The sequence below is a fragment of the Virgibacillus carmonensis genome (assembly GCF_057836705.1).
The window spans coordinates 91,297-117,407 of record NZ_JBYQFJ010000005.1 but is presented as its reverse complement, the minus strand read 5'-3'; the positions used below and the strand labels follow the sequence as shown (position 1 = coordinate 117,407).

General features: G+C 36.3%; 28 protein-coding genes. 2 read left to right on the top strand and 26 right to left on the bottom strand.

What is annotated here, in order from left to right:
- Positions 1–15: 15 nt before the first annotated feature.
- Complete coding sequence (locus AC3G7N_RS05795; protein ID WP_489421197.1) at positions 16–2,772, top strand: PBP1A family penicillin-binding protein; 2,757 nt, start codon at positions 16–18, stop codon at positions 2,770–2,772.
- Positions 2,773–2,786: 14 nt separating this feature from the next.
- Here the strand turns inward: AC3G7N_RS05795 and nth are convergent, their stop codons facing one another.
- The 16 genes from nth to AC3G7N_RS05715 form a co-directional block, all read right to left on the bottom strand.
- Positions 2,787–3,461, bottom strand: coding sequence for an endonuclease III (gene nth / locus AC3G7N_RS05790; protein WP_489421196.1), 675 nt, complete (start codon positions 3,459–3,461; stop codon positions 2,787–2,789).
- Positions 3,462–3,465: 4 nt separating this feature from the next.
- Positions 3,466–4,149 (bottom strand): DnaD domain-containing protein, encoded by a 684-nt coding sequence (locus tag AC3G7N_RS05785; protein WP_489421195.1) that lies wholly within the window; start codon positions 4,147–4,149, stop codon positions 3,466–3,468.
- Positions 4,150–4,366: 217 nt separating this feature from the next.
- Positions 4,367–5,659 carry an asparagine--tRNA ligase gene (gene asnS / locus AC3G7N_RS05780; protein ID WP_489421194.1) on the bottom strand — a complete coding sequence of 431 codons (1,293 nt, stop codon included), beginning with the start codon at positions 5,657–5,659 and terminating at the stop codon, positions 4,367–4,369.
- A 157-nt stretch (positions 5,660–5,816) separates the two neighbouring features.
- Positions 5,817–6,998 carry a pyridoxal phosphate-dependent aminotransferase gene (locus AC3G7N_RS05775; protein WP_489421193.1) on the bottom strand — a complete coding sequence of 394 codons (1,182 nt, stop codon included), beginning with the start codon at positions 6,996–6,998 and terminating at the stop codon, positions 5,817–5,819.
- 12 nt (positions 6,999–7,010) lie between these two features.
- Entirely contained in the window at positions 7,011–7,553 is a 543-nt protein-coding gene (locus tag AC3G7N_RS05770; RefSeq protein WP_489421192.1) for a cell wall elongation regulator TseB-like domain-containing protein, read from the bottom strand.
- Positions 7,507–7,677, bottom strand: a complete 171-nt coding sequence (locus AC3G7N_RS05765) for a YpmA family protein (RefSeq protein ID WP_489421191.1) — start codon at positions 7,675–7,677, stop codon at positions 7,507–7,509. Before AC3G7N_RS05765 ends, AC3G7N_RS05770 begins: the two co-directional genes overlap by 47 nt.
- A gap of 209 nt (positions 7,678–7,886) precedes the next feature.
- Positions 7,887–8,012 (bottom strand): hypothetical protein, encoded by a 126-nt coding sequence (locus AC3G7N_RS05760; RefSeq protein WP_489421190.1) that lies wholly within the window; start codon positions 8,010–8,012, stop codon positions 7,887–7,889.
- Positions 8,013–10,799: an ATP-dependent DNA helicase DinG gene (gene dinG, locus AC3G7N_RS05755; RefSeq protein WP_489421189.1), complete on the bottom strand. Its 2,787-nt coding sequence runs from the start codon at positions 10,797–10,799 to the stop codon at positions 8,013–8,015.
- Positions 10,800–10,925: 126 nt separating this feature from the next.
- Positions 10,926–11,309 carry an aspartate 1-decarboxylase gene (gene panD, locus AC3G7N_RS05750; RefSeq protein ID WP_489421188.1) on the bottom strand — a complete coding sequence of 128 codons (384 nt, stop codon included), beginning with the start codon at positions 11,307–11,309 and terminating at the stop codon, positions 10,926–10,928.
- A gap of 12 nt (positions 11,310–11,321) precedes the next feature.
- Positions 11,322–12,194 carry a pantoate--beta-alanine ligase gene (gene panC, locus AC3G7N_RS05745; protein ID WP_489421187.1) on the bottom strand — a complete coding sequence of 291 codons (873 nt, stop codon included), beginning with the start codon at positions 12,192–12,194 and terminating at the stop codon, positions 11,322–11,324.
- Positions 12,195–12,219: 25 nt separating this feature from the next.
- Entirely contained in the window at positions 12,220–13,020 is an 801-nt protein-coding gene (gene panB / locus AC3G7N_RS05740) for a 3-methyl-2-oxobutanoate hydroxymethyltransferase (protein ID WP_489421186.1), read from the bottom strand.
- Positions 13,004–14,011, bottom strand: coding sequence for a biotin--[acetyl-CoA-carboxylase] ligase (locus tag AC3G7N_RS05735; RefSeq protein ID WP_489421185.1), 1,008 nt, complete (start codon positions 14,009–14,011; stop codon positions 13,004–13,006). The genes panB and AC3G7N_RS05735 overlap by 17 nt, the downstream gene beginning before the upstream one ends.
- On the bottom strand, positions 13,987–15,189 hold the full coding sequence (locus AC3G7N_RS05730) for a CCA tRNA nucleotidyltransferase (RefSeq protein ID WP_489421184.1): 1,203 nt from the start codon (positions 15,187–15,189) through the stop codon (positions 13,987–13,989). The genes AC3G7N_RS05735 and AC3G7N_RS05730 overlap by 25 nt, the downstream gene beginning before the upstream one ends.
- Before the next feature lie 17 nt (positions 15,190–15,206).
- Complete coding sequence (gene bshA, locus AC3G7N_RS05725) at positions 15,207–16,334, bottom strand: N-acetyl-alpha-D-glucosaminyl L-malate synthase BshA (RefSeq protein ID WP_489421183.1); 1,128 nt, start codon at positions 16,332–16,334, stop codon at positions 15,207–15,209.
- On the bottom strand, positions 16,331–16,753 hold the full coding sequence (locus AC3G7N_RS05720; protein WP_489421182.1) for a methylglyoxal synthase: 423 nt from the start codon (positions 16,751–16,753) through the stop codon (positions 16,331–16,333). The genes bshA and AC3G7N_RS05720 overlap by 4 nt, the downstream gene beginning before the upstream one ends.
- Positions 16,754–16,821: 68 nt before the next feature.
- Positions 16,822–17,121, bottom strand: coding sequence for a nucleotide pyrophosphohydrolase (locus AC3G7N_RS05715; RefSeq protein ID WP_489421294.1), 300 nt, complete (start codon positions 17,119–17,121; stop codon positions 16,822–16,824).
- 206 nt (positions 17,122–17,327) lie between these two features.
- Between AC3G7N_RS05715 and AC3G7N_RS05710 the strand changes: the two genes are divergently transcribed.
- The gene (locus tag AC3G7N_RS05710) at positions 17,328–18,200 is read left to right on the top strand and encodes a YitT family protein (protein ID WP_489421181.1); all 873 of its coding nucleotides are present in this window, start codon (positions 17,328–17,330) and stop codon (positions 18,198–18,200) included.
- A 344-nt stretch (positions 18,201–18,544) separates the two neighbouring features.
- Here AC3G7N_RS05710 and AC3G7N_RS05705 read toward each other — a convergent pair whose 3' ends face one another.
- The 10 genes from AC3G7N_RS05705 to aroA all read right to left on the bottom strand — a co-directional run bounded on the left by AC3G7N_RS05705 (position 18,545) and on the right by aroA (position 26,098).
- Positions 18,545–19,222 carry a zinc metallopeptidase gene (locus AC3G7N_RS05705; protein ID WP_489421180.1) on the bottom strand — a complete coding sequence of 226 codons (678 nt, stop codon included), beginning with the start codon at positions 19,220–19,222 and terminating at the stop codon, positions 18,545–18,547.
- A gap of 64 nt (positions 19,223–19,286) precedes the next feature.
- Positions 19,287–19,454 (bottom strand): sporulation protein YpjB, encoded by a 168-nt coding sequence (locus AC3G7N_RS05700; RefSeq protein ID WP_489421179.1) that lies wholly within the window; start codon positions 19,452–19,454, stop codon positions 19,287–19,289.
- A 72-nt stretch (positions 19,455–19,526) separates the two neighbouring features.
- Positions 19,527–20,108 (bottom strand): lipoprotein heptaprenylglyceryl N-acetyltransferase LhaT, encoded by a 582-nt coding sequence (lhaT, locus tag AC3G7N_RS05695; protein WP_489421178.1) that lies wholly within the window; start codon positions 20,106–20,108, stop codon positions 19,527–19,529.
- Between the two features lie 94 nt (positions 20,109–20,202).
- Positions 20,203–20,973: a menaquinol-cytochrome c reductase cytochrome b/c subunit gene (locus AC3G7N_RS05690; RefSeq protein WP_489421177.1), complete on the bottom strand. Its 771-nt coding sequence runs from the start codon at positions 20,971–20,973 to the stop codon at positions 20,203–20,205.
- A gap of 15 nt (positions 20,974–20,988) precedes the next feature.
- Positions 20,989–21,663 (bottom strand): menaquinol-cytochrome c reductase cytochrome b subunit, encoded by a 675-nt coding sequence (gene qcrB, locus AC3G7N_RS05685; protein ID WP_489421176.1) that lies wholly within the window; start codon positions 21,661–21,663, stop codon positions 20,989–20,991.
- A 3-nt stretch (positions 21,664–21,666) separates the two neighbouring features.
- A complete protein-coding gene (locus AC3G7N_RS05680; RefSeq protein WP_489421175.1) occupies positions 21,667–22,179 on the bottom strand; it encodes a QcrA and Rieske domain-containing protein in 513 nt (170 codons plus the stop codon).
- Positions 22,180–22,329: 150 nt separating this feature from the next.
- Positions 22,330–22,800, bottom strand: coding sequence for a DUF2487 family protein (locus AC3G7N_RS05675; RefSeq protein WP_489421174.1), 471 nt, complete (start codon positions 22,798–22,800; stop codon positions 22,330–22,332).
- Positions 22,801–22,887: 87 nt separating this feature from the next.
- The gene (locus tag AC3G7N_RS05670) at positions 22,888–23,463 is read right to left on the bottom strand and encodes a ReoY family proteolytic degradation factor (protein WP_489421173.1); all 576 of its coding nucleotides are present in this window, start codon (positions 23,461–23,463) and stop codon (positions 22,888–22,890) included.
- 28 nt (positions 23,464–23,491) lie between these two features.
- On the bottom strand, positions 23,492–24,754 hold the full coding sequence (locus tag AC3G7N_RS05665) for a tetratricopeptide repeat protein (RefSeq protein ID WP_489421172.1): 1,263 nt from the start codon (positions 24,752–24,754) through the stop codon (positions 23,492–23,494).
- Positions 24,755–24,808: 54 nt separating this feature from the next.
- Entirely contained in the window at positions 24,809–26,098 is a 1,290-nt protein-coding gene (gene aroA / locus AC3G7N_RS05660) for a 3-phosphoshikimate 1-carboxyvinyltransferase (RefSeq protein WP_489421171.1), read from the bottom strand.
- Positions 26,099–26,111: the final 13 nt, after the last annotated feature.

Genomic DNA, 26,111 nt, shown 5'->3' with positions numbered 1-26,111 from the left:
GGAGGCAGATGCAGAATGGCACAAGATAGCCAATCTCGAACAGCAAGACGCAAACAAAAAAAGAGTAAAAAGAAACCAGTATGGAAACGTATAATATTAATTGCTAGCATTATAATGCTAGCAATAATCATAGGGGTTGGTGGATTATTTACCTATTATATTGCCACCGCCCCAGAAATTGATGCAGAAAAACTATCCACTCCATTCTCATCAAAAATATATGATAAAGATGGTGAATTATTTGCTGATCTTGGCTCACAGCAACGCACAAAGATTGGTTATAGCGATTTACCGCCTGTTTTAATAGACGCTGTTATTGCAACAGAAGATTCACGTTTTTTTGAACATCCAGGGATTGATATCTGGAGAATTGGTGGAGCAGTTATTGCCAATATTACCGACGGATTTGGTTCAGAGGGGGCAAGTACAATTACACAGCAAGTTGTAGAAAAAGCCTTCTTATCGCCGGATAAAAAATTAAGTCTTAAAGTTCAAGAGCAATGGTTAGCGTTAAAATTAGAACAAAAATACTCTAAAAAAGAAATATTAGAAATGTATTTAAATAGAATTTATTATGGAAATGGTGCTTATGGCGTAGCGAAAGCTGCACAGTTATACTTCGGCATTACGGATTTAAGTGAGCTTAATCTGCCGCAAGCAGCAATATTGGCTGGGTTACCACAACGGCCATCCGCGTATAATCCATTTGAAAATCCAGAATTAATGAAGGAAAGAATGACAACCGTATTAAATCTTATGGTTATGCACGGTAAAATTACTGAAAAAGAGGCAGAGGAAGCAAAACAAGTTGACATCCCTTCCCTCTTAAAGGAAACAAAACCGGATAAAACGTCATATGCTGCATTCATTCAAAAAGTTAGTTCTGAAGTAGAAGCAAAAGTAGATGGTGCTGATATTTACACAGATGGTCTTGAAATATATACAACACTTGATACAAATGCACAGGAATATGTTGAGTATTTAATGTCTGATGCCGAGGATAACCCAATCCCATTTTATGATGAAGAAATGCAAGCTGGTATGGTTGTACTTGATTCCCAAAATGGAGCTATTCGTGCAGTTGGCGGTAGTCGGAATAGTCTGGAAAATGGCGGTTTCAACTATGCACTGGACATCAACCGACAACCTGGGTCTAACATAAAACCCGTTACGGTCTACGGACCAGCGATTGAAAATCTAAAATGGTCAACCTATCATCAAATTAATGACGATAAACCATATGAAATTAAAGGATCAGAAACAGACCAAGCTGTTCGTAACTTTACACGTGAATATCAAGGCTGGGTCTCCATTCGAAAGGCGCTAGCCGAATCATTAAATGTTCCTGCATTAAAGACATTAGAAGAAGTTGGGATTGATAAGGCTCAACCATTCGCAGAAAGCTTAGGAATTGAGTTTGCTGATGACAAAATGTATATTGGTGATGCAATTGGTGGTACGGAAACTGGCACCAATCCACTTGAAATGGCTGGGGCTTACCGCGCATTTGCCAATGAAGGTATTTATAATGAACCATATGCTGTAACAAAAGTAGTATTTCCAGACGGTAAAGAAGTCGATACCAAGCCTGAACCTGAACCTGTAATGTCAGATTATACAGCATATATGGTTTCTGATATGTTAAGAACTGCAATTACAGAAGGTACAGGTGTAAATGCTAACATCCCTGGACTTCCTGTCGCAGGGAAGACTGGTACTACTAATCGAGAAGACATAGACGGAGCAAGAGACTCCTGGTTTACTGGATATACGACAAACTATACAATATCCGTTTGGACTGGTTACAATGAGGCAAAGGGAATAAAGGACACTCAGATACCTCATGCATTGTTTAAAAACACAATGATGGAGTTATCAAAAGACAAAGAGACGGCTGATTTCCAAAAGCCCGATTCAGTAGTTGAAGTTGCTGTTGAAGAAGGTTCAAGACCTGCTAAATTACCTAGTAACTATACCCCAAAATCAGAAATTGTCACGGAACTGTTTGTTAAAGGGAATACACCGAGTGAAACGTCTGAGAGATATGATGTACTTGATTCAGTTAAAGGACTACAAGCAAAATATGACAAAGATTCACAGTCTATTCAAGTGAAATGGGATTATGATTCGAAAGACGTAGAATTTCAAGTAAGTTCTAGTGTTGATGGGGGTTCGATGCAAGAACTTTCCTCTACTGAAGAAAAGTCACTTGAAATTTCAAATGTTGAACCGGGATCTGAATATGAAATACAAGTTATAGCAGTAAGTAAAGATGATTCTACCAACACTAGTGAAGCAGAAACAACAAGTGTCACTGTTCCAGAAGGTAATGAAGATGAAGCAGAAGAGGAACAAGAAGAACAAACCAAGGAAGACGAAGAAAATGAAGGTGAAAATGGTAACCAAGATGAAAAACAAGCTGCAGAGCCTGTAAAAGGGTTAAGAGCAAAATATGATAAAAATGCAAATGTGATTAACGTTGCTTGGCAATATAACAGACCGTTTTCCGAGTTTGAAGTAACAGTTACTCCTAGTGGAGGATCACCGCAGATACAACAAGTTCAATCAAAAGGTCTTGTGATTGAAGGTGCTGGTGTTCAACCAGGGCAATCGTACACGATATCGGTTGTAACGATAGACGAAGCTGGTAATCGCAGTGAACCCGCATCGACTTCCGCACAAGTTCCAGAAGCTGAAGCTCCTCCAGAGGAACCAACAGAAGAAGAGCCAGCGGGAGATCAGCCAGAAAACGAAGACCAACCACCAGAATAGACACAAAAAAAAGATCACTCATAAGTTGAGTGATCTTTTTTTAGTCGACTTTTCATTCGTTTCTGCCCTTCTCGGCATATATCCAATAAAGGACATTCTGGGCAATTTGGATTTTTTGCCTTGCAATGATATCTTCCAAAGAAAATTAACCGATGATGTGTAGCGGTCCATTCTTCTCTTGGAACCTTCCTCATTAGTGATTCCTCGACTTGTGTTACAGAATCCTTCCAACGACAGATTCCTAAGCGCTTTGAAACACGTTCAACGTGTGTGTCAACTGCAATGGCTGGTTCTCCAAAAGCCACCGAGGCTACTACATTTGCAGTTTTCCGCCCTACACCAGCTAACTTTACTAGTTCTGGCTTTGTATTTGGAACTTCCCCGTTATATTCATCAATTAAAGATCTACATAATTTCTGAATATTTTTTGCCTTGTTTCGATACAAACCTATTGATCGGATATCTTGCTGAAGTTCCTCTAATGGGACAGCCAAGTAATCCTCAGGCTTTTTATACTTTTGAAACAGGCTTTTGGTTACTTTATTTACTAGAACATCCGTACACTGTGCAGAAAGTGAAACTGCAATTACCAATTCAAACGGATTTTTATGGACAAGTTCACATTCCGCATCAGGGAACATTTTCGTTATTTCATCTAAGGAGTACCTTACTTGCGCTTTTGTTAACAAGGTTCTAGTCCTCCCCCTCTAGCCAATTATAATAAAATGATGTATCTCGCTTTTCTGTCTTTTGGCTAGGTGTTGTTTGTTTTTTGTGGAACTTTTTACTCGACTGCCTTGCCTGCTCAACCGTTAAGATACCTTTCTTTTTCCATTCCCGTAAAATTCGATCAATATATTTAAAGTTTAACTTTCCCATTAATACAGACTCGCGTAGTGCTGCTTTAATCAATGACGGCTCTAATCTATCTTCGTCTAACCAAACATTAATTGTTTCAATTTCAAAAGGTGAAATAGGCCTTCCAAATTCTTGTTCAAACAAAATAAACAAGGTGCCATCCTCCAAATCGGATTTCGGCTTTGGTTTCGTGTCATTAAAAATTTGATTCCAAAGTGGATCTAAAGAATATACTTCGGATACCCGGTCTTCGTCATTTTGTTTTTGCTGAATTGATAAGTAATTTTTTTGAATTAGTTTCCTTAATGTTTTGGCACAATCCTGTTCGGTTAGGGTTAACGTTGAAGCTAATTCATATGGTGTAGGAAATTCATTTTTCTCATATAAAAACCGATGTAATTGTAAAATTAGCATCGTTTCGGTTTCGTTTAATCCCAATGATTTATATGTTGTAAGCAACTTTATCGGTATTGGTAGTTGTTCGGTTAACACGTTTTGATATTGCACTGTTTTAGTCATAATTAATTTACACCTCATTGCTAGTATAGCACGAATTACTTTGTAAAATTAGTTAAAAAAACCCTTGTACAATTATTATTGACAAGGGTTTTTTTATACTGTCTAGCTCCAGCGTTTATTCCATTCGAGGAAATCAAAACCCCTATGTGATAATAAAACCATTACTATGGTTTGACTTAAGCTTATCGGGCCTGGTCAAGGCAATTGTGCTTTTTGTTTATGGATATAAACGATTCAGTAATCGAGGAAATGGTATGGTTTCTCTTACATGATCCACCCCAGATAACCAAGCTACTGTACGCTCTAGTCCTAATCCAAATCCAGAATGCGGAACACTACCATATTTAGATAGCTCTAAATACCATTTATAAGCTTCACCTGTTAATCCATGTTCTTCAAAGCGTTCAATCATCAATTCCAAATCATCGATACGTTGGGATCCTCCGATAATTTCTCCATACCCTTCAGGTGCAATTAGATCTGCGCATAATACAACATCTGATCGTTCTGGGTCTGGTTTCATATAAAATGATTTGATGGCTTGTGGATAATTCGTGATAAATACCGGTTTATCAAAATGCTCAGCAATTGCAGTCTCATGCGGTGAACCAAAATCCTCACCCCATTCAATATCTTCAAATCCTTTTTCTTTTAATAACGTAATGGCATCATCATATGATATACGAGGAAATGGTGCTTTAATCAATTCGAGTTTTGTTGTGTCGCGTTCTAAAACCCCTAACTCAAGCTTACAGTTAGTTAACACAGATTGTGCAACAAAGCTTACATACTGTTCCTGTATTTCCAGGCTCTCTGCGTGGTCAACAAAGGACATCTCCGGCTCAATCATCCAAAATTCAATGAGATGTCTCCTGGTTTTTGATTTTTCTGCCCGAAATGTCGGTCCAAAAGAAAATACTTTTCCGAAGGCCATCGCAGCAGCTTCCATGTATAACTGTCCGCTTTGAGATAAATATGCTTCCTCCTCAAAATACTTGGTATGAAATAATTCTGTGGTCCCCTCCGCTGAAGAACCGGTTAGAATTGGCGGATCTATTTTGACATACTCATTTTTATTGAAATACTCATATGTTGCACGAATAATTTCATTACGAATTTTCATCACAGCATGTTGTCGTTTCGAACGAAGCCACAAATGGCGATGATCCATTAAAAATTCCGTGCCATGTTCTTTTGGAGTAATTGGATAATCGATTGCTTCATGAATTAGTTCAATATCACTTACCTGCATTTCATAACCAAATGGAGATCTTGTATCTTCTACAATTTTACCAGTTATGTACATCGAGGACTCTTGTGACATATTCTTTGCTAATTGGAATGTTTCTTCTGACACATCACTTTTAGCTACAACCGCTTGCATAAACCCGGTTCCATCACGAAGTTGTAGAAAAGCAATTTTTCCACTTGATCGTTTATTTGCTAACCATGCCCCAATCGTGACAGTTTGTTCTTCATTTTTTGGTGATTGTGATATTGTAATTTTCAAGTTAATTCCCTCCGCATTGCTATTAGTTGAGTGTTAAAAAAGTCTCGGTAAATTAGAATCAAGATCGATAAAATACTCGGGCGTCCTCTTTGCGTCAAATTCAAGACGAGAAGGTTCTAAGTTTTTTATCATTTGATGACTTTTTAAACAACCTTTATTATTGATGGTTCATTACAAATCGTTTCATTCGTTTGGCAGCTTCTGTTAGTGAACCAATTGAGGTAGCATAAGATAAGCGCACATTCCCATTGGAACCAAACCCTGATCCCGGAACGAGTGCAACCTTCTCTTCTTCAAGTAAGGCTGTTACCCATTCATCAACAGAATCAAATCCATTATTTCTTACAGCTTCTTCAACATTTGGAAAAAGATAAAAGGCACCTTTTGGCTTTTTACACGTAATACCAGGAATATCTGCTATCAATTCGTATAACGTATTAAGGCGTTGTTTAAATGCCTGTTTCATCTCTAGTGTCGGATCTTCTGATGATTCATATGCAGCAAGTGCTGCATATTGCGCAATAGAGGTAGGATTAGACGTAGAATGCGACGCTAGATTAGTCATCGCTTTAATAATCGTTTTATCGCCCGCAGCATACCCTATACGCCATCCTGTCATAGCATGCGATTTTGAGACCCCATTAATGATAATGGTTTGTTCTTTTAATTGCTCAGATAGCTGTGCAATCGATACATGCTTATCATCTGTATAAATCAACTTTTCATAAATTTCATCTGAGATGATAATAATATCATGCTTTAGACAAATTTCACCCAATGCTTTTAATTCCTCTTCATCATACATCATACCCGTAGGATTGCTAGGAGAGTTGATAATGATTGCCTTAGTCTTAGTAGTAATCGTATCTTCCAATTGCTCTGGAGTTAATTTAAAGCTATTTTCTTCTGCAGCTTTAACAATAACTGGATTACCTCCAGCAAGCTTAATTTGTTCTGGATAGCTGACCCAATATGGTGCAGGAACAATTACCTGGTCACCAGGGTTAATTAAAACTTGAAATAACGTATATAAAGCATGTTTTGCGCCTGTAGTGACAATTATTTCATCTGACGTATAGCTAAGGTTATTGTCATTTTTAAATTTAGTACAAATTGCTTCACGTAACCCCAATACTCCACCAGATGGGGTATATTTTGTCATTCCATTTTCCATTGCATGTTTAGCGGCATCTATGATGTAATGAGGTGTATTAAAATCTGGCTCCCCGGCTCCTAATGCAATCACATCATGTCCCTTTTCTTTCAAGCTTTTTGCCATTGCTGTTATTGCGAGGGTTGATGATGGTGTCAACGTCCTTACCCTATTTGCTAATTCCATGTTATCACCTTTCTAATGAAAAATTGATTTAAGTCGATATTGTTGCGTACGTGTTCCATCGTATATAGACAAGTAATCAAAAATATAGCGTTCTGAACCATCAACATAAGTCACTTCCCATAATGGTTCATTGCTTTCCATTGCAGGAGTAATATCTACTAATTCACACCGTTGACATTGCTGTTTCCATTGGTCCTTAATTTGTTGCTTTGTAATAATTTCTGACTCTTCAATTACGGTTAGTTCATTATTTTTCTTGTCCAATGGAACAAAAACAATTTTATTATCTCCATTTTTTGTTGCACCAAAAACCACATGAAATTGATTTTCCCCATTGTAATCTGTAATGGTTTCAATCCGCGATACATCTGTATTCCCTAATACTTGCTCTTTTGAATCTTGGTATTTAATCGTTCTGCTTTGTTGAATATCACTATATAAGAAAAAAAGATAAATAAAACAAGAAGTTAACACAAGAATTAATCCTATAATTCCCCACTTCACCCAATTACGTTCGGTAAATTGTGAATTTAGCTTGCGCATTATTCTTTTCATCTAATGCTAATCCAAACATTAGATTTTCTTCCTTTAGCGTTCGATTTAACGTATCAACAATCTTGTATAAATCTGATGAATAGGCTATTTTTACAGTAGAAAGTGTTTCATATTTTTTATCCATCAATTTCCCTCCAATTAAAACCTTCTTGTTTTATCAATTTTTTCTAGACATTGTAAACGATTCTTCGTACATACTATAAATACCGCTTAAAAACAATTCATCACCTAATTATAACAAGCATTTTGATTCGTTTGTTGTACTTTTTAACAAAATAATTCTCCTAACCCAAACTTTTTCTCTGGTGTACTTTATTTGTGCACCAGTTCTTTTTATTCTCCAGAAAGATTTAATACATAATCAGCAGCGTACAGCCTGGATGTAATTTGTGAGTGATAAGCACTTTCACCTAATGTCATTCGTTCATACAGGAATAAACGGTCGCTTCCCCTTTTCATTTAGAACCACTCTTTCGCTTTTTCCATGAGTTCATGTGTCGAGGCAAAGTTTGTTGGTACGGTTGGGATAGATTCTGTAAAGTATTTGCTGTACCGTGCTTTCATCATGCGTGCATCACACACGAAGACAATCCCTCGGTCATTTGATGAACGGATTAATCGCCCAAATCCTTGCTTGAAGCGAATGACAGCATTCGGTAATGATAATTCAAAAAAGGCATTCTTTCCCTGCTCTTTTATGTAGCTTGATTTTGCTTCATAAACCGGATGATTTGGTGGTTGAAACGGAAGCCTAACAATCATTAAGCAGGATAGATCTTCTCCAGGAATATCTACACCCTCCCAGAAAGAGCTTGTTCCAAGTAATATTGCTTTATTAAAATTGATAAAGTTTTTCTTTAACCTTGAACGACTACCACTAGAAATTCCTTGTGCAATTAACATGTATTGTGTATCTAATGTCTCCTTTAATAAATAATAGGAGCGCTTCAACATATCATAAGATGTAAATAATACTAACATACGTCCCTGCGTGATTTCCGCTAATGATAAGATTGCTTCACAGGTAGAATAAATAAAATCATCTATATTACCACCCTTTACATCTGGAAAATCATTAGGAACTAAAAGTTGTACTTGATCAAAATAAGAAAATGGAGACTTTATTTTATTTGTTAGTAAACGATCCTCAGGTATTCCTAGCCTCTGCTTAATAAATGAAAAGGATTGTTTCATTGTTAGTGTAGCGCTAGTTAAAACAATACTCTCTTTATCCAAGAACAAATCATTTGCTAATAAGTTAGAAACTTCGATTGGTTCACTGTACAAGAATGCGGCATTTTTTGCACCATATGCCTCAATTTCAATCCATTTCACATGCCGTTTATGATCATCCATCAAAAATAAATGTTCGATCCGATCAATAAACGATTGCATGGTTTGAATGGTGATAAGAAAGTCATCTTGTTTTGATTTGTCTAATGCATCTATTTTTACTAATTGCTGTTCTGTATATGCTAGTAAATGAATAATGTCACGAAGGTAAAAAGTCAATCTTGTTGCCATCTCTTTGATGGTATTCCAGTCCTTTGTGTTCTCTTTAGCTTCATCAAAACGATATTGAATTCGCCCAACATCACTAACTGCTTTCTTGCTTCGATTCTGCTCTGTGACAAACTGAAATAGCATACGAAATAAATCGTCTATTTCATACTTGGTCAGCGAGAAAGTTTCATTCCACCCAGGTAGCTGGATGTCATGACTGCCTATAATACGTGCGAGCCAATTTCCATCATCAGTTGACCCAATGTTGTTTAATGTGTATTGAAAATTAGTATAATCAAGTTTTAATCCATAGTGTTTTGAAACAGTCTCTTCTAAGTGATGCGCCTCATCAATAATGGCTTTTTGATAGGTAGGAATAAATTGAAAGTCATTAGACATATCGGTACATAATAATGCATGATTGGTAATAATAATATCTGCTTGCTGCGCATTTCTACGTGCTTTTTGATAAAAGGACTTTGTTGACCATGGTGAGTTTTGATCATAGACACCTTCAGTTTCGGCTGAGATACGTTTATTAAACAGAAAACCTTTGGATGATAATTGAATTTCTTCAAAATCACCGTTTTCAGTTTCGGTCAACCAAACGAGAATCATTGCTTTTGTTAATGTAATATCGTAATTATCATTCGTTGCTTCTATTAGTTCTTTTTGAAATTTTTCAAGGCTTATATAATGCTGTCTTCCCTTTAACAGAGCTGTTTTAAAATCAAAAGAAATCAAACGCTTCACTAATGGTATTTCACTATCCAAAAGTTGAGATTGTAGTTGTGTCGTATGTGTGCTTATGACAATTCTTTTCTTCTTTACTACCGCTTCAAACACAGCGGGAATTATGTATGCTAATGACTTTCCAGTTCCTGTTTCTGCCTCAATTAATGCGTGTTTCCGTCCTTGAAAGGCATCAAATATTTCTTCGGACATTTCCCGTTGTCCAGTTCGCTTTTCATAATGATCCATCATGCTGTCCATCGATCCATTTAATTCATAAATTGAATCCAAATATTCACCAAATGAAGGATAATCATTCGATCTTTTGACTTGCTTATCAATCACCTTTTTAAAAGCTAAACCTTTGTAGGATGTAATATCTGGTTGTTCTTCTACTGAAAATGCAAGTGCTTCTTTTCTTGTAAAAAGAAGTTCATATAAATCTGATTTCAGCTTATTTTCTAATCGAAGCAAATGGTCGACTGTTTCATACGGTAATGAGGCAAGCTTTTGTTTTAAATTTATAAATAATAAAGCTGTTACATACGCATCAGAAAGTGCGCGGTGCGGATCCATATGTTGTATATCTGCATATTCAGCAAGTTGGCTTAATTTATAGCTTGGTGCTTGCGGAAACAGAATCCGTGCAAGTTCAACCGTATCAATAAAAGGGTTTTTTAACGGCTTATTATTATTTTTGATTAATTCAGCATTTAAGAAGCCCAAATCAAACGGAACATTGTGGGCGATTAGATAACTATTATCAAAAAGTGCTACTATTTCATCAGCCTCTTCTGAAAAACTTGGTGCATCTTTCACATCTTCATCTGTTATTCCGGTTAAATTTGATATGAATGATGGAATTGACTTATTTGGATTAAGAAAGGTTGCATATTCTCCTATAATCTTATCATCTTCAACAATAACAATTCCTACTTCAATAATTTTATCATTATTTGTTGGTGAATGACCTGTTGTCTCAAGATCAATAACCACATACCTATTCATCATTCCACCTCAGTCGTTATCCAGCTTCAGTGCCCGTTGCCTTTCATGACAATTTGCGGGCGCTTCCTATATATGAAAACTCTTATCACGCGGATATGATAAGAGTTTTTTTCCATTTATACAAAACTTTTACATTTCCGTAAGTGGTGGTTCTTGTTCAATTACCTGTTCAACTTTATTCGTTTCATTCATTAATGCAACTTTAGGTTTAAATGAAACTAATTCTTCATCTGAAAGTATTGCATAGGTAACAATTATAACGGTATCCCCTGTTTGAACTAGTCTTGCTGCTGCGCCATTCAAGCATACAATACCTGAACCACGTTCACCTGGAATGACATACGTTTCTAAACGGGCACCATTATTATTATTTACAATTTGTACTTGCTCGTGCGGTAAAATTCCTACCTTATCAATTATATCTTGATCAATCGTTACACTGCCAACATAATTCAGATTAGCCTCTGTAACTCTTGCACGATGAATTTTAGCTTTCATCATGGTGCGAAACATACCTATTTCCCCCTACTTTAAACGTTTAGCTATTTTGCCACTTTTATCAAACAACAGATTATCAATTAATCTCGCTCCCTCAAAGTAAACTGCAGTTGCTAAGATCACTTGTTGGTCAATTACAGAAATTGGCTGTAACGCTGGATAGCTTAATAGTTCAACATAATCTATTTTACCACTAGTATGATTATCAATGGTATCCAAAACCTCTTTTACAACTATATCAGGATTTTTCTCTCCGTCAACTACTAGTTGTCTTCCTTGTTCTAAAGCTTTATAGATCCAAGGAGCCTCTTCACGATTGTTTTTAAGAAGGTTAATATTTCGGCTGCTTTTAGCTAATCCATCTTTTTCTCGTACTGTTGGTAATGCAACAAGCTCGATAGGGAAATTTAAATCACCAATTAAAGCTTCAACAACAGCAATTTGCTGCGCATCTTTCCTGCCAAAATACGTTTTTGTTGGTTGTATGATATGAAACAGTTTCGACAATACAGTTACCACGCCTTGAAAATGGCCGGGACGAGATCGACCACACAATACATTAACACGGTCTGTTATATCCAAATTTATTACCATTTTTGTTGGATACATATCTTGTGTATCTGGTATAAAGACGATATCAACACCTGCTTTTTCCGCGTGCATAACGTCTTCCTCTTCGTCTCTAGGGTATTGCTCATAATCTTCACTAGGACCAAACTGTAATGGATTAACAAAAATGCTAGTAATTACTATATCCGTATCTTGTCTGGCATGCTCCATTAATCCAATATGACCTTCGTGGAAAAAACCCATAGTCGGAACAAAACCAATTGTTTTATTATCTTTTAGTAATGAGAATGCAGTTTGCTGCATTTCATTCACCGTTCGAATAATTTTCATATTTTTCTACCTTCTTTTTTCTATATCAGTTAGTAAAGCTGTGCTTTTTTGTAGGGAACGTATGATTAACAACTTCTTCGCGATAGGATTCAATCGCTTGTTTAATCGTAATGTTTAAATCCGCATGCGATTTAACAAATTTCGGCAAGCGATCTACACCATATTTTAAAATATCATGATAAACTAATACTTGTCCATCACAGCTTATTCCTGCACCAATGCCAATAGTAGGTATAGATAAGGCGTCTGTGACTGTTTTTGCAAGTTCCATAGGTACACACTCCAAAACTAAAGCAATAGCGCCATTCGCTTCTAATTGTTTAGCATCCTGGACTAATTTATCAGCAGCTTCTTTATCTTTTCCTTGTACCTTATAACCACCTAAAACATTAACTGATTGCGGGGTTAATCCAAGATGTGCAACTACTGGTATACCCGCTTCCGTTAATCGTTTCGTTAAGGTTAATAACTCTGTTGAGGCGCCTTCAATTTTTAATGCCTGCGCATCTGTTTCTTGGAAGATAATACGGGCATTCGTAAGTGATTCTTCTAATGAAACATGATAAGACATAAATGGCATATCAACAACCATGAATGTATTTGTTGCACCACGTCTAACTGCTTTTGCATGGTGAATCATATCATGTACTGTTACTTTTACAGTTGAATCATATCCTAAAACCACCATACCTAATGAGTCACCAACTAAAAGCATATCCATCCCTGCTTCTTCAGCTAATTTTGCTGCTGGATAATCATAAGCCGTTAACATCGTTATTTTTTTGTTTTCTTTTGTCATACGTTGAAGGTCAATTCTCGTTTTCATATTTATCTCCTCCTCCAAACCAATCAATTTCAGCAGAATACATTTTTTTAATCTGTCCATCATCGTTTTCGATTAATAATGCACCATCGTTAGCAATCCCACTAAATTTAGCAGTCCAGGATTTTTTCAGGGTATTTATTTGAATTGCTTGACCTATTTTAAAACCATAACTTTCCCATTTTTCCTTAGCATCTGAAAAACCATTTGTTAAATAGTTATCATAAGCCGGTTCAAAGGATTGCAATAGGTGTTGTATTACACCCGTAATCGATCTTTCAAGCTTAGATGATATATATAATGAAGTTGCTTTTTCAGTAAGTTCTTCTGGAATATCGTGGATTGTATGATTTACATTTATCCCAATTCCAATCACAACATATTGAATTTGATCCTGCTCTGCTTGCATTTCGGTTAAAATACCAGCTGTCTTTTTTTGGTTAATTAACAAATCGTTTGGCCACTTTATTTGCGATTTAATTCCGAACTTCTTGTCAAAAACATCGGCAAGCACAGTTGCTGTTAAAAGGGTTAACTGTGGCGCCAAATACGGAAGAATTTCAGGTCGCAGGATAATACTCATCCAAATACCTTTATCTTTACTTGAATACCATTCTCGATTCATTCTTCCTTTTCCCTCGGTTTGTTCATCAGCAATTACAATCGTCCCATGCGGAGCATTCTCTCTGGCTAATTGATGAGCTAGATGTTGTGTCGATGTTGCAGATGTTTTATGTACGATTTTTTTCCCTAGCCAATTGGTTTGAAGTCCCCATTGAAGGGTATTCTCACTTGTTTTAGCTGGATATTCAATAATCTTATAACCTTTTTTGGTTTTCCCTTCAATTTTATAGCCGTCTTCTTCCAGTTTTTTCATATGTTTCCAAATAGCTGCGCGCGATATTTGCAAGTCATTAGACAATTGTTGTCCTGAGATATAATTGGAGTTATTTTCAGCTAATAATTTAATTAATTTGTTTCGGGTGGATTCCATTTTATCCAATCCTTCAATTCATTTTTTTTATTAGGCACAAGGTTTAGAACCACAGCTTTTTCTACATTATTTATTGCCTCTTGTATCCACGGACCTCTAACTTTGTTTGGAAATAAAGCAATCAAATCGTGACCGTTCACTTGCAACTCTTCTCTAGAATGGATGACAAGTGAATCATGTATGAAATCTATCTCTTTTTTAATAAGCATTTTAAATGGGTATAACAAGTTTAATAAGCGTACAAATGCATCAAAATATGGCGCACGTAAACAGTAAATCAACCATTTATCTAGTCCATAAGCCTTATAATAATCAATTGTTTTAATCAATTGTTTTACATCTCGCTTTTCATGATTGGAACACTTCCATGAATCAAGCCATTCCTCAATAGAAATAGATGGTTCCAAATAGTGGAAAAGAGTTACGATTTCTGAGAACCCATATAGTGGATCACACTTTGCTGGTAGTTTGTCGATTATATAAGGATAGTTTATCATAACTGGAAGGTACAGATAAATTTCTGTACTTTTTAAATAATCAATTCCATTGTTAATATAATCTCCACCAAAAAACTTGGTGATTTCTACACGAATTCGTTCAACAGCAAGCTTTGTAATTTCAGGACTAATTACAATCATATCTTTTAACGTTTTAGCGTCGATATCAAACCCGAGTTGACTTGAAAAACGAAGCGCGCGGATAATTCTAAGCGGGTCTTCATGAAACCTTTCACTGCCCTTACCAACAGTTCGAATGACCTTTTTACGAAGATCTTCAGTCCCATTACACAAATCAATGATGCTACCTGAGCTATCCATTGCTAATGCATTTATTGTAAAGTCTCTTCGTTTTAAATCCTCGTCTATTGTTTGAATGAATTTGACATCATCTGGGTGACGATTATCCGAGTATATCCCATCAATGCGAAAAGTAGTTACTTCATACGACTTGTGTAAATGTCTAACAATCACAGTACCGTGCTTTAATCCTATTGGGATTACATTTGAAAATATCGCTTGAACCTCTTCAGGTGGTGCGGATGTTGCAATATCAATATCTGAAATTGGTCGTTCCAACAGATAATCACGTACACATCCACCTACAAAATATGCTTGATAATCGTGTTTTTCTAATTTATTTATAATATAAATTGCCTCTTCAAATGTTTGATCAAGCATTTTGTTCACCACTTTTTTTAGTTTCCTGCTAAAACTCGATTATATATATCTAAATATTGATTGACAATAATTTCTGAATGAAAATATTTTCTAGCCCGGTTGTAAGCATTTTGTGAAAACTTCTGGAGTAAAACGTCATCCTGTAACAATTGTACAGCATACTTGGCAGCCTTTTCGGTATCCCCTATATCTACAATATAACCAGTTTCATTATGTGTAATTACTTCTGGTATACCACCAGCTGCAGTTCCGATACATGGAACTTCACATGCCATCGCCTCTAACAGCACTAGACCAAAGCTTTCCTTTTCTGATAAAAGTAGCTTTAAATCAGATATGGATAATAGATCACTAATGTTCTTTTGTTTACCTAAAAATAATACTTGATTACTAAGTCCTAGAGAATCAACTTTTTGGCATATGTTTGAATATTCAGGTCCATCGCCTACAAGAAGCAGTTTTGCATCTATGTATCCACTCACTTGTTTAAATGTTTCAATGACATCCTGTATTCGTTTTACTTTACGAAAATTTGAAATGTGGATCAGTACCTTTTGATTTTCTTTAATACCATATTCTTTTTTTATTTCAGGTAATGCCTTCTTTTTATACTCGTTCTCATTTACAAAGTTATACACCACATCGATATCCTTCGTTATGCCAAGCATTTCGTTTGTTTGTTTAACTAGACTTTGTGATACTGCTGTTACTGCATCAGATTGCTCAATCCCATGTGTTATCATCTTTTTAAAGGATTGATCTATACCTAATACAGTGATATCAGTTCCATGTAAGGTAGTAACTATTTTAACATCATGCTTCGCAATATCCCTTGCTAATATCGCACAGATTGCGTGTGGCATCGCATAATGTACGTGAAGGATATCTAGTTTCTCTCTATCGATTACATCCGCCATTTTATTGGCTAATGCCAAGTCAAAAGGAGGATATTGAAAGACTGGATAATGATTTAGATCCACTTCATGATAAAATATTAATGGATTAACTTTATTTAAACGGAAAGGTAGGCTGGATGTAATAAAATGAATTTCATTACCCTGCTCAGCAAGTAACATACCTAGTTCGGTTGCTATTACACCTGATCCCCCCACAGTTGGATAACACGATATTCCTATTTTCATCATTTATCTATTTCCCTTTGTTTATTTTGTTTTACAACTTCTCTCCATTGGAAGTCTCCACGCTCTAAAGCCCGAATTAATATTTCCCCAGCTGCTAAATTGGTCGCTAAAGGGATTAGATGGACATCACAAAGTCGCATTAATGCACTAACATCTGGTTCATGTGGTTGAGCTGTCAATGGATCACGAAAAAAGATTACCATGTCCATTTCATTATTGGCTACCATTGCGCCAATTTGTTGATCCCCACCTTTTGGTCCAGATTGGAATCGATGGATAGCAAGATTTGTGGCATCTGTTATTAAGGATCCTGTTGTACCAGTAGCAAATATGGAATGTTTTTTTAATACGTGACTATAAGCGATACTAAAGCCAATCATTGCTTGTTTCTTTCCGTCGTGTGCTATTAATGCAATATTCATCTTTCTACACCTACTCTACTATTTTCTAATCCATCGACCGTTTCTATTGCTGTGTACCTCATGTTTCCCTATTTTTTATCCCAACGATCTCTATCGCGTGTCTCTATTTTATTAATCGATCGATTAAATGCATCGGATAAATCAATCTCTAATGAATTAGCAAAACTAATTAGAACAAATAACATATCTCCTAACTCATCCTCAATTGCCTTTTCCTGCTCTGAATTTTTTTTTGGTTTTTCTCCATAAAGATGATTAACTTCACGGGCCATTTCACCAAGTTCTTCGGTTAATCTTGCCATTTGAGCTAATGGGGTAAAGTATCCATTTTTAAATTGTGAAATATAATCATCCACTCTTAGTTGCATTTCCACTGTAGTATACGTTTGTTTATTCGAAACCAATTATATTCCCCCATAAAAGTTTTAACTCCCTTTATGTTAGCTAAAAGGCTTTAATTTGACAAATTATTAAACTGTACATCCCATTGTACATTGTTCATTTTATTAAAATTGACTATACTAGTAAAAGTGTATTCACGCCTAGACATGAAGAAGAAAAGGAGGATTTAAGAATGGTTTTTGGAATAAAAATTAAAAATGTTATATTTATTTTAATTGGTTCGGCAATATTTTCATTTGGACTTGTACATTTTAATATGCAAAACAACCTTGGTGAAGGCGGATTCACTGGTATTACACTATTAATGTATTTCTTATGGGGCTGGGATCCTGCCGTAACAAATATTATACTAAATGTTCCCGTCTTTTTAATAGGCTGGAAGTTCCTAGGCAGAAACACGTTTATCTATACAATTATTGGCACGTTATCCGTATCCTTATTTTTAGCAGTTTTCCAAATTGAACCCTTTCAAATGAACTTGCAATCGGATATGACCTTAGTAGCGTTATTTGCTGGTGTATTTATTGGGGTAGGATTAGGAATCATCTTCAGATATGGAGGAACCACCGGCGGGGTTGATATAATTGCTCGGCTTGTTCATAAATATGTTGGTTGGAGTATGGGTAAAACTATGTTCCTTTTTGATGTAGTGGTAATAGCAACCTCTGTTATCACCTATTTGGAATTGGTTGAAGGCATGTATACTTTAGTAGCTGTTTATATAGGTGCCCGCGTAATTGACTTTATCCAAGAAGGTGCATATTCTGCACGTGGAGCAACTATTATTTCAAGCAAAAGTGATGATATAGCTAAAATCATCATTAAAGATATGGACCGTGGTGTAACAGTTTTAGCAGGAAGAGGAAGCTTTACGGGTGAAACGCGCGACGTTTTATATTGCGTGGTAGGAAGAAACGAAATAGTACGATTAAAAAATGTTATTAAAAGTATTGATCCTCATGCTTTTGTAGCGGTTAGTTCTGTTCACGATGTTGTAGGTGAAGGATTCACATTAGATGAAAATAAAAACCCCATTATCGATTAGGGCATTATAAGAAAAGCTCAGGGCGCCTTGAAAGACACGACAAGCATAAGCAGAGCGATGCAGTGTGAGTGGGTTTCATCGCGCGGAAGCGAACTGCTTATGTCTCGAGTGTCTAGGCGCTGGAGCTAGACCTAGACAGACACGAAAAGCTCAGGGCGCCTTGAAAGACACGACAAGCATAAGTAGAGCGGTGCAGTGTGAGTGCTTTGCTCGCACGTAAGCGAACTGCTTATGTCTCGAGTGTCTAGGCGCTGGAGCTAGACAGATCATCGCCAAAATTTCATACTTTCTTTGCTCTCAAAAAAAGGATGGCAAAATAGCCATCCTTTTTTGATATCCACTATTTATTCACTTGCTGTATACATTAAGATAAAACGTATTAATTCTGCAAGAGCAACTAATGCTGCTGCAACATATGTTAAAGCTGCTGCATTAAGAACTTTTTTCGTCTCACGCTCTTCATTGTTATTAATAACACCAGTCGATACCAACTGCGTCATTGCTCGACTGGAAGCATTAAACTCAACAGGTAATGTTACGAATTGGAAAAGAACTGCTGCTGAGAAAAAAACGATTCCTACTAATATAAGGTTACTCATTCCAAAGAGAAATCCACCGATGATTAAAAACATCGACATGTTTGATCCTAGGTTAGCGACCGGTACTAATGCATGTCTAAATCGCAAAAATGTGTAAGATTCAGCGTCTTGAATTGCATGACCTACCTCATGTGCTGCAATAGCTGAAGAGGCCATTGACTGCCCGTGATAGTTACCACTGGACAAGCGTAAAACTTTCTTTCTTGGATCATAGTGATCAGATAAAAAGCCACGCGTTTCTTCTACTTGTACATCATAAATACCATTATCATTTAATATTTTTCGAGCAACCTCTGCCCCAGTCATGTGAGAAGACGTTGCTTTTTTTGAATACTTTTTATATGTTCTTTTTACTCTAGATTGCGCCCAAATTGGGATGATCATTAACAAGGCAATATATACGATATATCCACCAAGTGACATTTTCATTCCTCCATAATGTAATATATCTTTCTAAGGTCAATTTTAGTCAAAAATAAGGAATAAGTCAACTGTTTGAATCCCTTTTTTGACGTTTTTTTTCTTCCTTATACTTTACCCAACTAACATAGGCTAATACCACCACAATCGTTCCTCCAACAGCGAGGATAACCCAAAATAAAGAAGTCATGCTTTGAACGAGATTCACTATCGATGAATAACTAGCATTTCTCATATGTGATCAACCTCTCGCAGACATTTACTTTATAAATTTATGTTAGAAAACGGGAGGATATAACTAGATCTATTAAAGGCTTTGCTTGTTTTTATTTTTCATCGTTAACAGATAGGCAATATAAATTGATAATATACTTAGCCAAAAAGTAAAGTAGCCAATTCCATTCGTATACTCACTCAAAGAAGAGTATATAGGCATCATTCCATATACATAATCAATAATATCATTATGTAAAGTCCAGATTGCTGCTATTACAATGTGTCGTAGCTTCATTCGATAGTAAGGCGCATACAGAAGGCCCTGGATTGCCATTGCACCATGCGAAGCGATTAACATATAGCCTTGCCAACCAATAGACCCGTCAACAATTAAGGTGAAAACATTCATAACTACGGCCCAAACACCATATTTAAATAAGGTGATAATTGCAAGTGCTTCTATATATGGTACATTTTTTTTAAATAAGAAAAAGAAGATTACAATTGTAAAGAAAAGGCTTGCGGTCGGACTATCCGGAACAAATATAAGGAAGATATCTGGTGTTGCCGCTAGTTGGTATCTATACCAGATATATCCATATATCGTTCCAAATAAATTAACAAAAAATAATAAAAGTAAAAATAATTTATCTTTCAGTATGTAATGAAACATGTCAAAATTCCTTTCTTATTACATTACTAACAATCTAAAAAGACACCTTCACCAATTCTGTTGGCAAAGGTGTCCTATATAACTATGCAATCATTTATTTAGCTTCCTCATTAACGGATACGATAAATTCTGCCAATGCTTCTAGCTCTTTATCTGTACCTTTGAAAACTCCAGCAGGCATTGTTCCAATACCTTCCTGGGCAATTTTCATAATTTCTTCTTTTGAATAGTCAATTCCAATTAATGAAGGTGCCGCAGCACCACCTTGAAGTGAATCCCCATGACAAGTCATACAGTTGCTTTCAAATACTGCATAACCAGGATTTTCTTTATCAATTTCAGTTGTAGGAACTGGCTTATTTGCTTCGGCACGAGCTTCCCAGTCTACATGAGAAGCGGATTCCCAAGTCAATAACATAACAGATGCAAGACCTAAAATCATCATTGCAACTGCAATTGGTCTTTGGTGCGGTCTACGACCTGGTCCACGATCCAAAAATGGTGCCAGTAGTAACCCACCAAATGCTAGGCCAGGGAGAATAATGATACCAAACAATGTATATGGTCCACTTGCAAAGTCATATTTTAAGAGTTCATATAGAAATAAGAAATACCAATCTGGCAACGGTATATAAGTTGCATTTGTTGGATCAGCTACACCTTCCAGTGGCGAAGGGTGTGCAAGTACCAAGCACAGAAATCCAACTAAGAATACAGCACCAACTAACCACTCTTTTAACAAGAAGTTAGGCCAGAAGGCTTCCGTTCTTCCAGGATACTCAGAATAATCTTTAGGTATATTGGGTTTACGATCGGTTGATATACGAGAATCACCGACAAACTTCATTCCTTTACCCTTATGCACAGCTTTCCCTCCTTTTTATAGTGGTCCAGAAATTCCTTGTTTACGTATTAACATAAAGTGAGCAGCCATTAATCCGAACAATCCAGCTGGTAAGAAGAATACATGGATTGCAAAGAATCTTGTTAACGTTTGTGCCCCAACAATTGATGGATCACCTGCTAGTAATGTTTTTAATTGCTCGCCAATAAACGGTACTTGTTCAGCGATATTTAGTCCAACCTCTGTTGCAAAATAAGCTTTGTTATCCCAAGGCAATAAATAGCCAGTAAAACCAAGGCCAAGCATAACAAAGAATAATAATACTCCAATCATCCAGTTAAGTTCACGTGGCTTTTTATATGCGCCTTGGAAGAATACACGCAAAGTATGTAACAAGAGCATCACGATAACAACACTAGCACCCCAGTGGTGCATCCCTCGCACTATTTGACCATGTGCTACCTCTGTTTGTAAGTAATATACAGATTTCCAAGCATTTTCTATATCCGGAACATAGTACATGGTTAGGAACATTCCAGACAAAATCTGAATAACCGTTACAAAGAATGTTAATCCACCAAAACAATAAACAAAAGCTGAAAAATGATGGGCAGGGTTAACATGTTCTGGTACTTCATGATCTGCAATATCACGCCACAAAGGCGTAATGTCTACACGTTCGTCGATCCAATCATACAATTTCTGCAGCATTTTTTACGCCTCCCCTTTCGGATGTGCATTACCTAAATACAACATACCATTTTCAACTTTTGACTCGTAAACATCAAGTGGTGCTAATGGAGGTGTGTTAGGAACATTGGTACCATCTTTTGTATAACGACCAGCATGACATGGGCAGTAAAATTGGTCTGGATACTGTTCGCTACCTTCCCAAGAAACAACACAACCTAAGTGTTTACATATTGGGGAAAGTGCCACGATATCACCGTTGTCATTTTTATAGACCCACGCTGATTTACTAACTTGCGACTCATACCAAGCATCTACTTGATCGATTTTCCAATCCACTCGCTGTGGTTCATTAGTAATATCATCGACGGAAAGATTTATATTAGCTAAGTCTCCAGATGATGTTTTGGTTAATATTGGATCAACTGCCATTCCCAACATTGGAACAAGCATGCCTGCTGCCATAAAACCACCTACACCTGTAAGTGTATAGTTCAGGAATTGTCGACGGGATACTTGTTGCTTTTTTTCGCTCATGATTTTCCCCCCTCTTTCATTTAATCACGGACATTACTAATTTTAATCAGATTACTAGGACATTACCATGATAGCGCAAACTGCTTGTTCGGTCAATATGTATTCAAAAATGTTAACAAAACAGATGCAATTTAAATTTTCTTTAATTCTTTACTCCATTGTTTCCCAATAAGACCGTATTAATTCACTAATTTGTGTTACTTGATCATGGATAACACTGTGCATTTCCTTTGAATACAAATCACCAGATTGTAACCCCGGCAACCATAAAAGAGTTCCATTCACTAATGGTTCGTGTTTTTTCCATTTTGAATCAAATGTAATAAAGAAAATATGGTTAAAAGGTTGAACGGACATATCTTCCACCCACTCATTTAATCTAGCAATTTCTTGCTGCTTGTCCGCATTTTTTAAATAAGTGTAATTCGGGGTCAACATAACTCTACCCGCTAAATCTTTTTCTATTTGATTAATAAATATGGAAAGGGCTTCAGCTTGAAACCCGCTTTTAGCCAGCTCTGTATCATTCGATAAATGAAATGGTGTTAAGGGTACGATTATAGTATCAACATATTCTTTTGCTTGTATGTATTGTTGTAAATCTTTTTTTCCCCATTGCATTTCTAAAACTTCCTTTCTAGTCTTGAATGCACATGACTATACAGTCATGTTATTAAATTTTATCCTATTTAAACAAAAAAAATCAACCTATTGTTTTAACAATTTAGGTTGACATTCATTAATCGTATCTAGTTTATGTAATTTTTTCGTAAGTTTCATAAACATTTGCTGGTCATTTATATCAAGACTGTAATCAATAGCCTCTTGTATTTTTTTCTTTTCACGGTCATACACTAGTTTTTTTAAAAGTTTATTTGCGTTTTCTTCATCACTTTTAGTTATATAATAATCTTCAGGTATAAAGGGATTATCCTCTAGTACCGCGACATAAGATGCATTTTGAATAGAATTGTGAAAATTTAATTGAACATAAAGCGCCTCTTCTCTATTCATTCGAATATCATGAAAAGACTTTTCAGCGTCTGTAGTAACTAAATGATTCTTATAGAAGCGGAATGGTGCGTCATCTGAACATTGACTGGAAATTATGATACCCCTCGGACAGAATTTCGCTTCCCTAATAAAATGTACGTTATCTAAGAGGTTATCATGATTAACCAAGTAATTTAAAATCCAAACACTTTCACGTTTCTTTAGTTGATAATGATTTAAAAACCATTCAATAAAGGCTTTTTTATCTTGAATGGAAATAGGAGCTTGCATAACCTTTTCCTCCCTCATTACATCTATACTAAACCTCGGTAGATTGAATTAAACGGTCCACATATTCCTCAACATCAGTATCCAACGGTTGGATTCCCAAATATTCTTGAAAAACACTTATAGCCTTCTCGATTCTCCCCTCCTCGGTTAAAAAGTATCCGTATTCTTTTAAGAAATCACTGTCTTGACTTAGTCTATTGTATGCTTCATTGTACTGAATTAATGCATCATTATATAATTCTATTTCATTAAATGCACGGGCAAGTTCCCAATCGTAAAGCGGATCATCGGCACCTATCTTTTTAATCTCCACCAATAGTTCACGTATTTCTTCAGATTTTTCTTGTGCTTTTAATATTTCGATTAAGAATAGCACAGCCTCTTTATAGTCAGGGTCAAGTGCAACAGCTTCACGGATATATTTTTCACTTTCATCGTTTTTACTTACTTGGTGTGCTAAATTAGCGGCATAAAAATAGAGCTCTTTATTAAAATCGTCAAGTTGCAATCCTTTATTGATCGTCTCATATGCTTCACTTGTACGTTCTTCGATCTCATATGCTTTTGCAAGTTCATAATAAACAGAGAGGTAGTGAGGGTCGATTTCTATAACATGCTCCCAGGCCTTTATTGCGATATCATTTCGATTAGCATGTGCTGCGGTAAATCCATACTTGAACAGTGTATCAGGGTTTTCACTTTCTATCTCTTGGAAATAGGTTAGTGCAAGTTCATATTCTCCAGATGCGGCATATGCCTCAGCAAGGCGGTCATTTATAGATATATTGGCTACTTCGTTAGTTTTAGGGAGAATTCTTTCATAAAACGTTATTGCTTTTTGATATTCCCCAGTTGAAAAAGCGAGCTCAGCTAAAGCAAAATCAACCAGGGCTTCTTCTGGGTCAAGCTGTTTTGCTGCTAATAACTTCTGTTCTGCAACTTCAAACAATCCCTGGGCCTGATAAAGATCAGCTAATTGAATTAAAGCCGGTAAATAAGCTGGATCATCTGTCTTGATTTCATTTAATAGATCAATTGCTTTTTCATCGTCTTCCAATTCGATATAGATATCAGCCAGCATGACACGTAGTTCACTTTCATCAGGGTATTGTTGTAATAAATCCTGCAAAATATAACTCGCCTCTGGATATATCCCCCACTGTATATATAATTCGGCAATCGTGAATTTTTCATCTTCATCTGCTGTTGGAAGGTGCCTTTCTAATAGATCTATCGCCGCTTTTGTTTTATTGTTTTCCATTAGATGAACTGCTTCCATGATTGTTTCCATTCTATACACTCCTTCTACTCACACTTCTTACTACCATGACCACACGACACGATGTTAGCTAAGTAATTTTTCTAAATCCTGAAAAAATCCAGGATAGGAAATATCAATGCTTGAATCGTCGTCAAGCATAACTTCATCACTGGTAATTAAGGAAGCAATTGAAGCCATCATTGCGATACGATGGTCATGGTAAGTCGAAACCGATCCACCTATTAATGGCGTTTTGCCGTGTATAATCATGCCATCTTCTGTTCCTTCAATTGATGCTCCTAGTTTTGATAAAACATCAACAACAGCAAGAATTCGATCTGTTTCCTTGTAGCGAAGTTCCTCTGAATCTTTTATTATAGTTGTCCCGTTTGCTTGTGTGGCTAATAAAGCTATAATTGGGATTTCATCGATTAAACATGGGATGACGTCACCTTCAATCACTGTCGCCTCAAGCTCCTTATAGGCTATCGTTACATCTCCAATTAATTCACCGTTTACCGCAACAACATTGGTTACTTCGATATTAGCTCCCATTTTCTTGAAAACATCAATTATTCCCGTTCTAGTTTCATTTAATCCCACACGCGAAATAGAGATTTTACTACCAGGAATTATTGCTGCACCTACAAGTAAAAAAGCCGCAGATGAAATATCTCCTGGTACTGTTACTTTTGTTGCTTTAAGTGGCTTATTACTTGTTATTGTAGTTGATAAACCATGCTGAACTATATCTGCCCCAAAAGCCCTCAACATATGTTCAGTGTGATCCCGTGTAGGGGTTTTTTCGATAACTTCTGTACTATTAGTTGCAAATAAACCAGCTAATAGTATTGCGGATTTAACTTGTGCACTTTTAACTGGTAATTTATATTGAATTCCAGCTAACTGTCCTTGCTTTATGGTTAAGGGCAATATGTTTTTCTCACCTTTAGCTTCAATCTTAGCACCCATCTCACGCAAAGGTGAAACAACTCGATTCATAGGCCTTTTGGAAAGAGATGCATCGCCAGTTACATATGTTTGAAAGGATAAACCTGCAAGTACTCCTAACATCAGTCTAGCTGTTGTACCAGAATTTCCAAAGTACAGCTCATTACTAGGTTTTTTTAAAGCGTCTATCCCCTTTCCGTGAATGACAAGATTTGACTCACTCTTCTCTATTGTCACGCCCATCGCCTCGAAAACATCGATCGTTCGCATGCAATCTTCACCTTCCAGAAAATTGGACACTTCTGTTATTCCGTTTGCTATCGACCCAAAGATTACAGCACGATGTGAAATAGATTTATCTCCTGGTACCTCAATTACACCAGAAAGTATACCATTTTGTCGGGATAACTTTTTTTCAGTCATTTTTAATCACTTC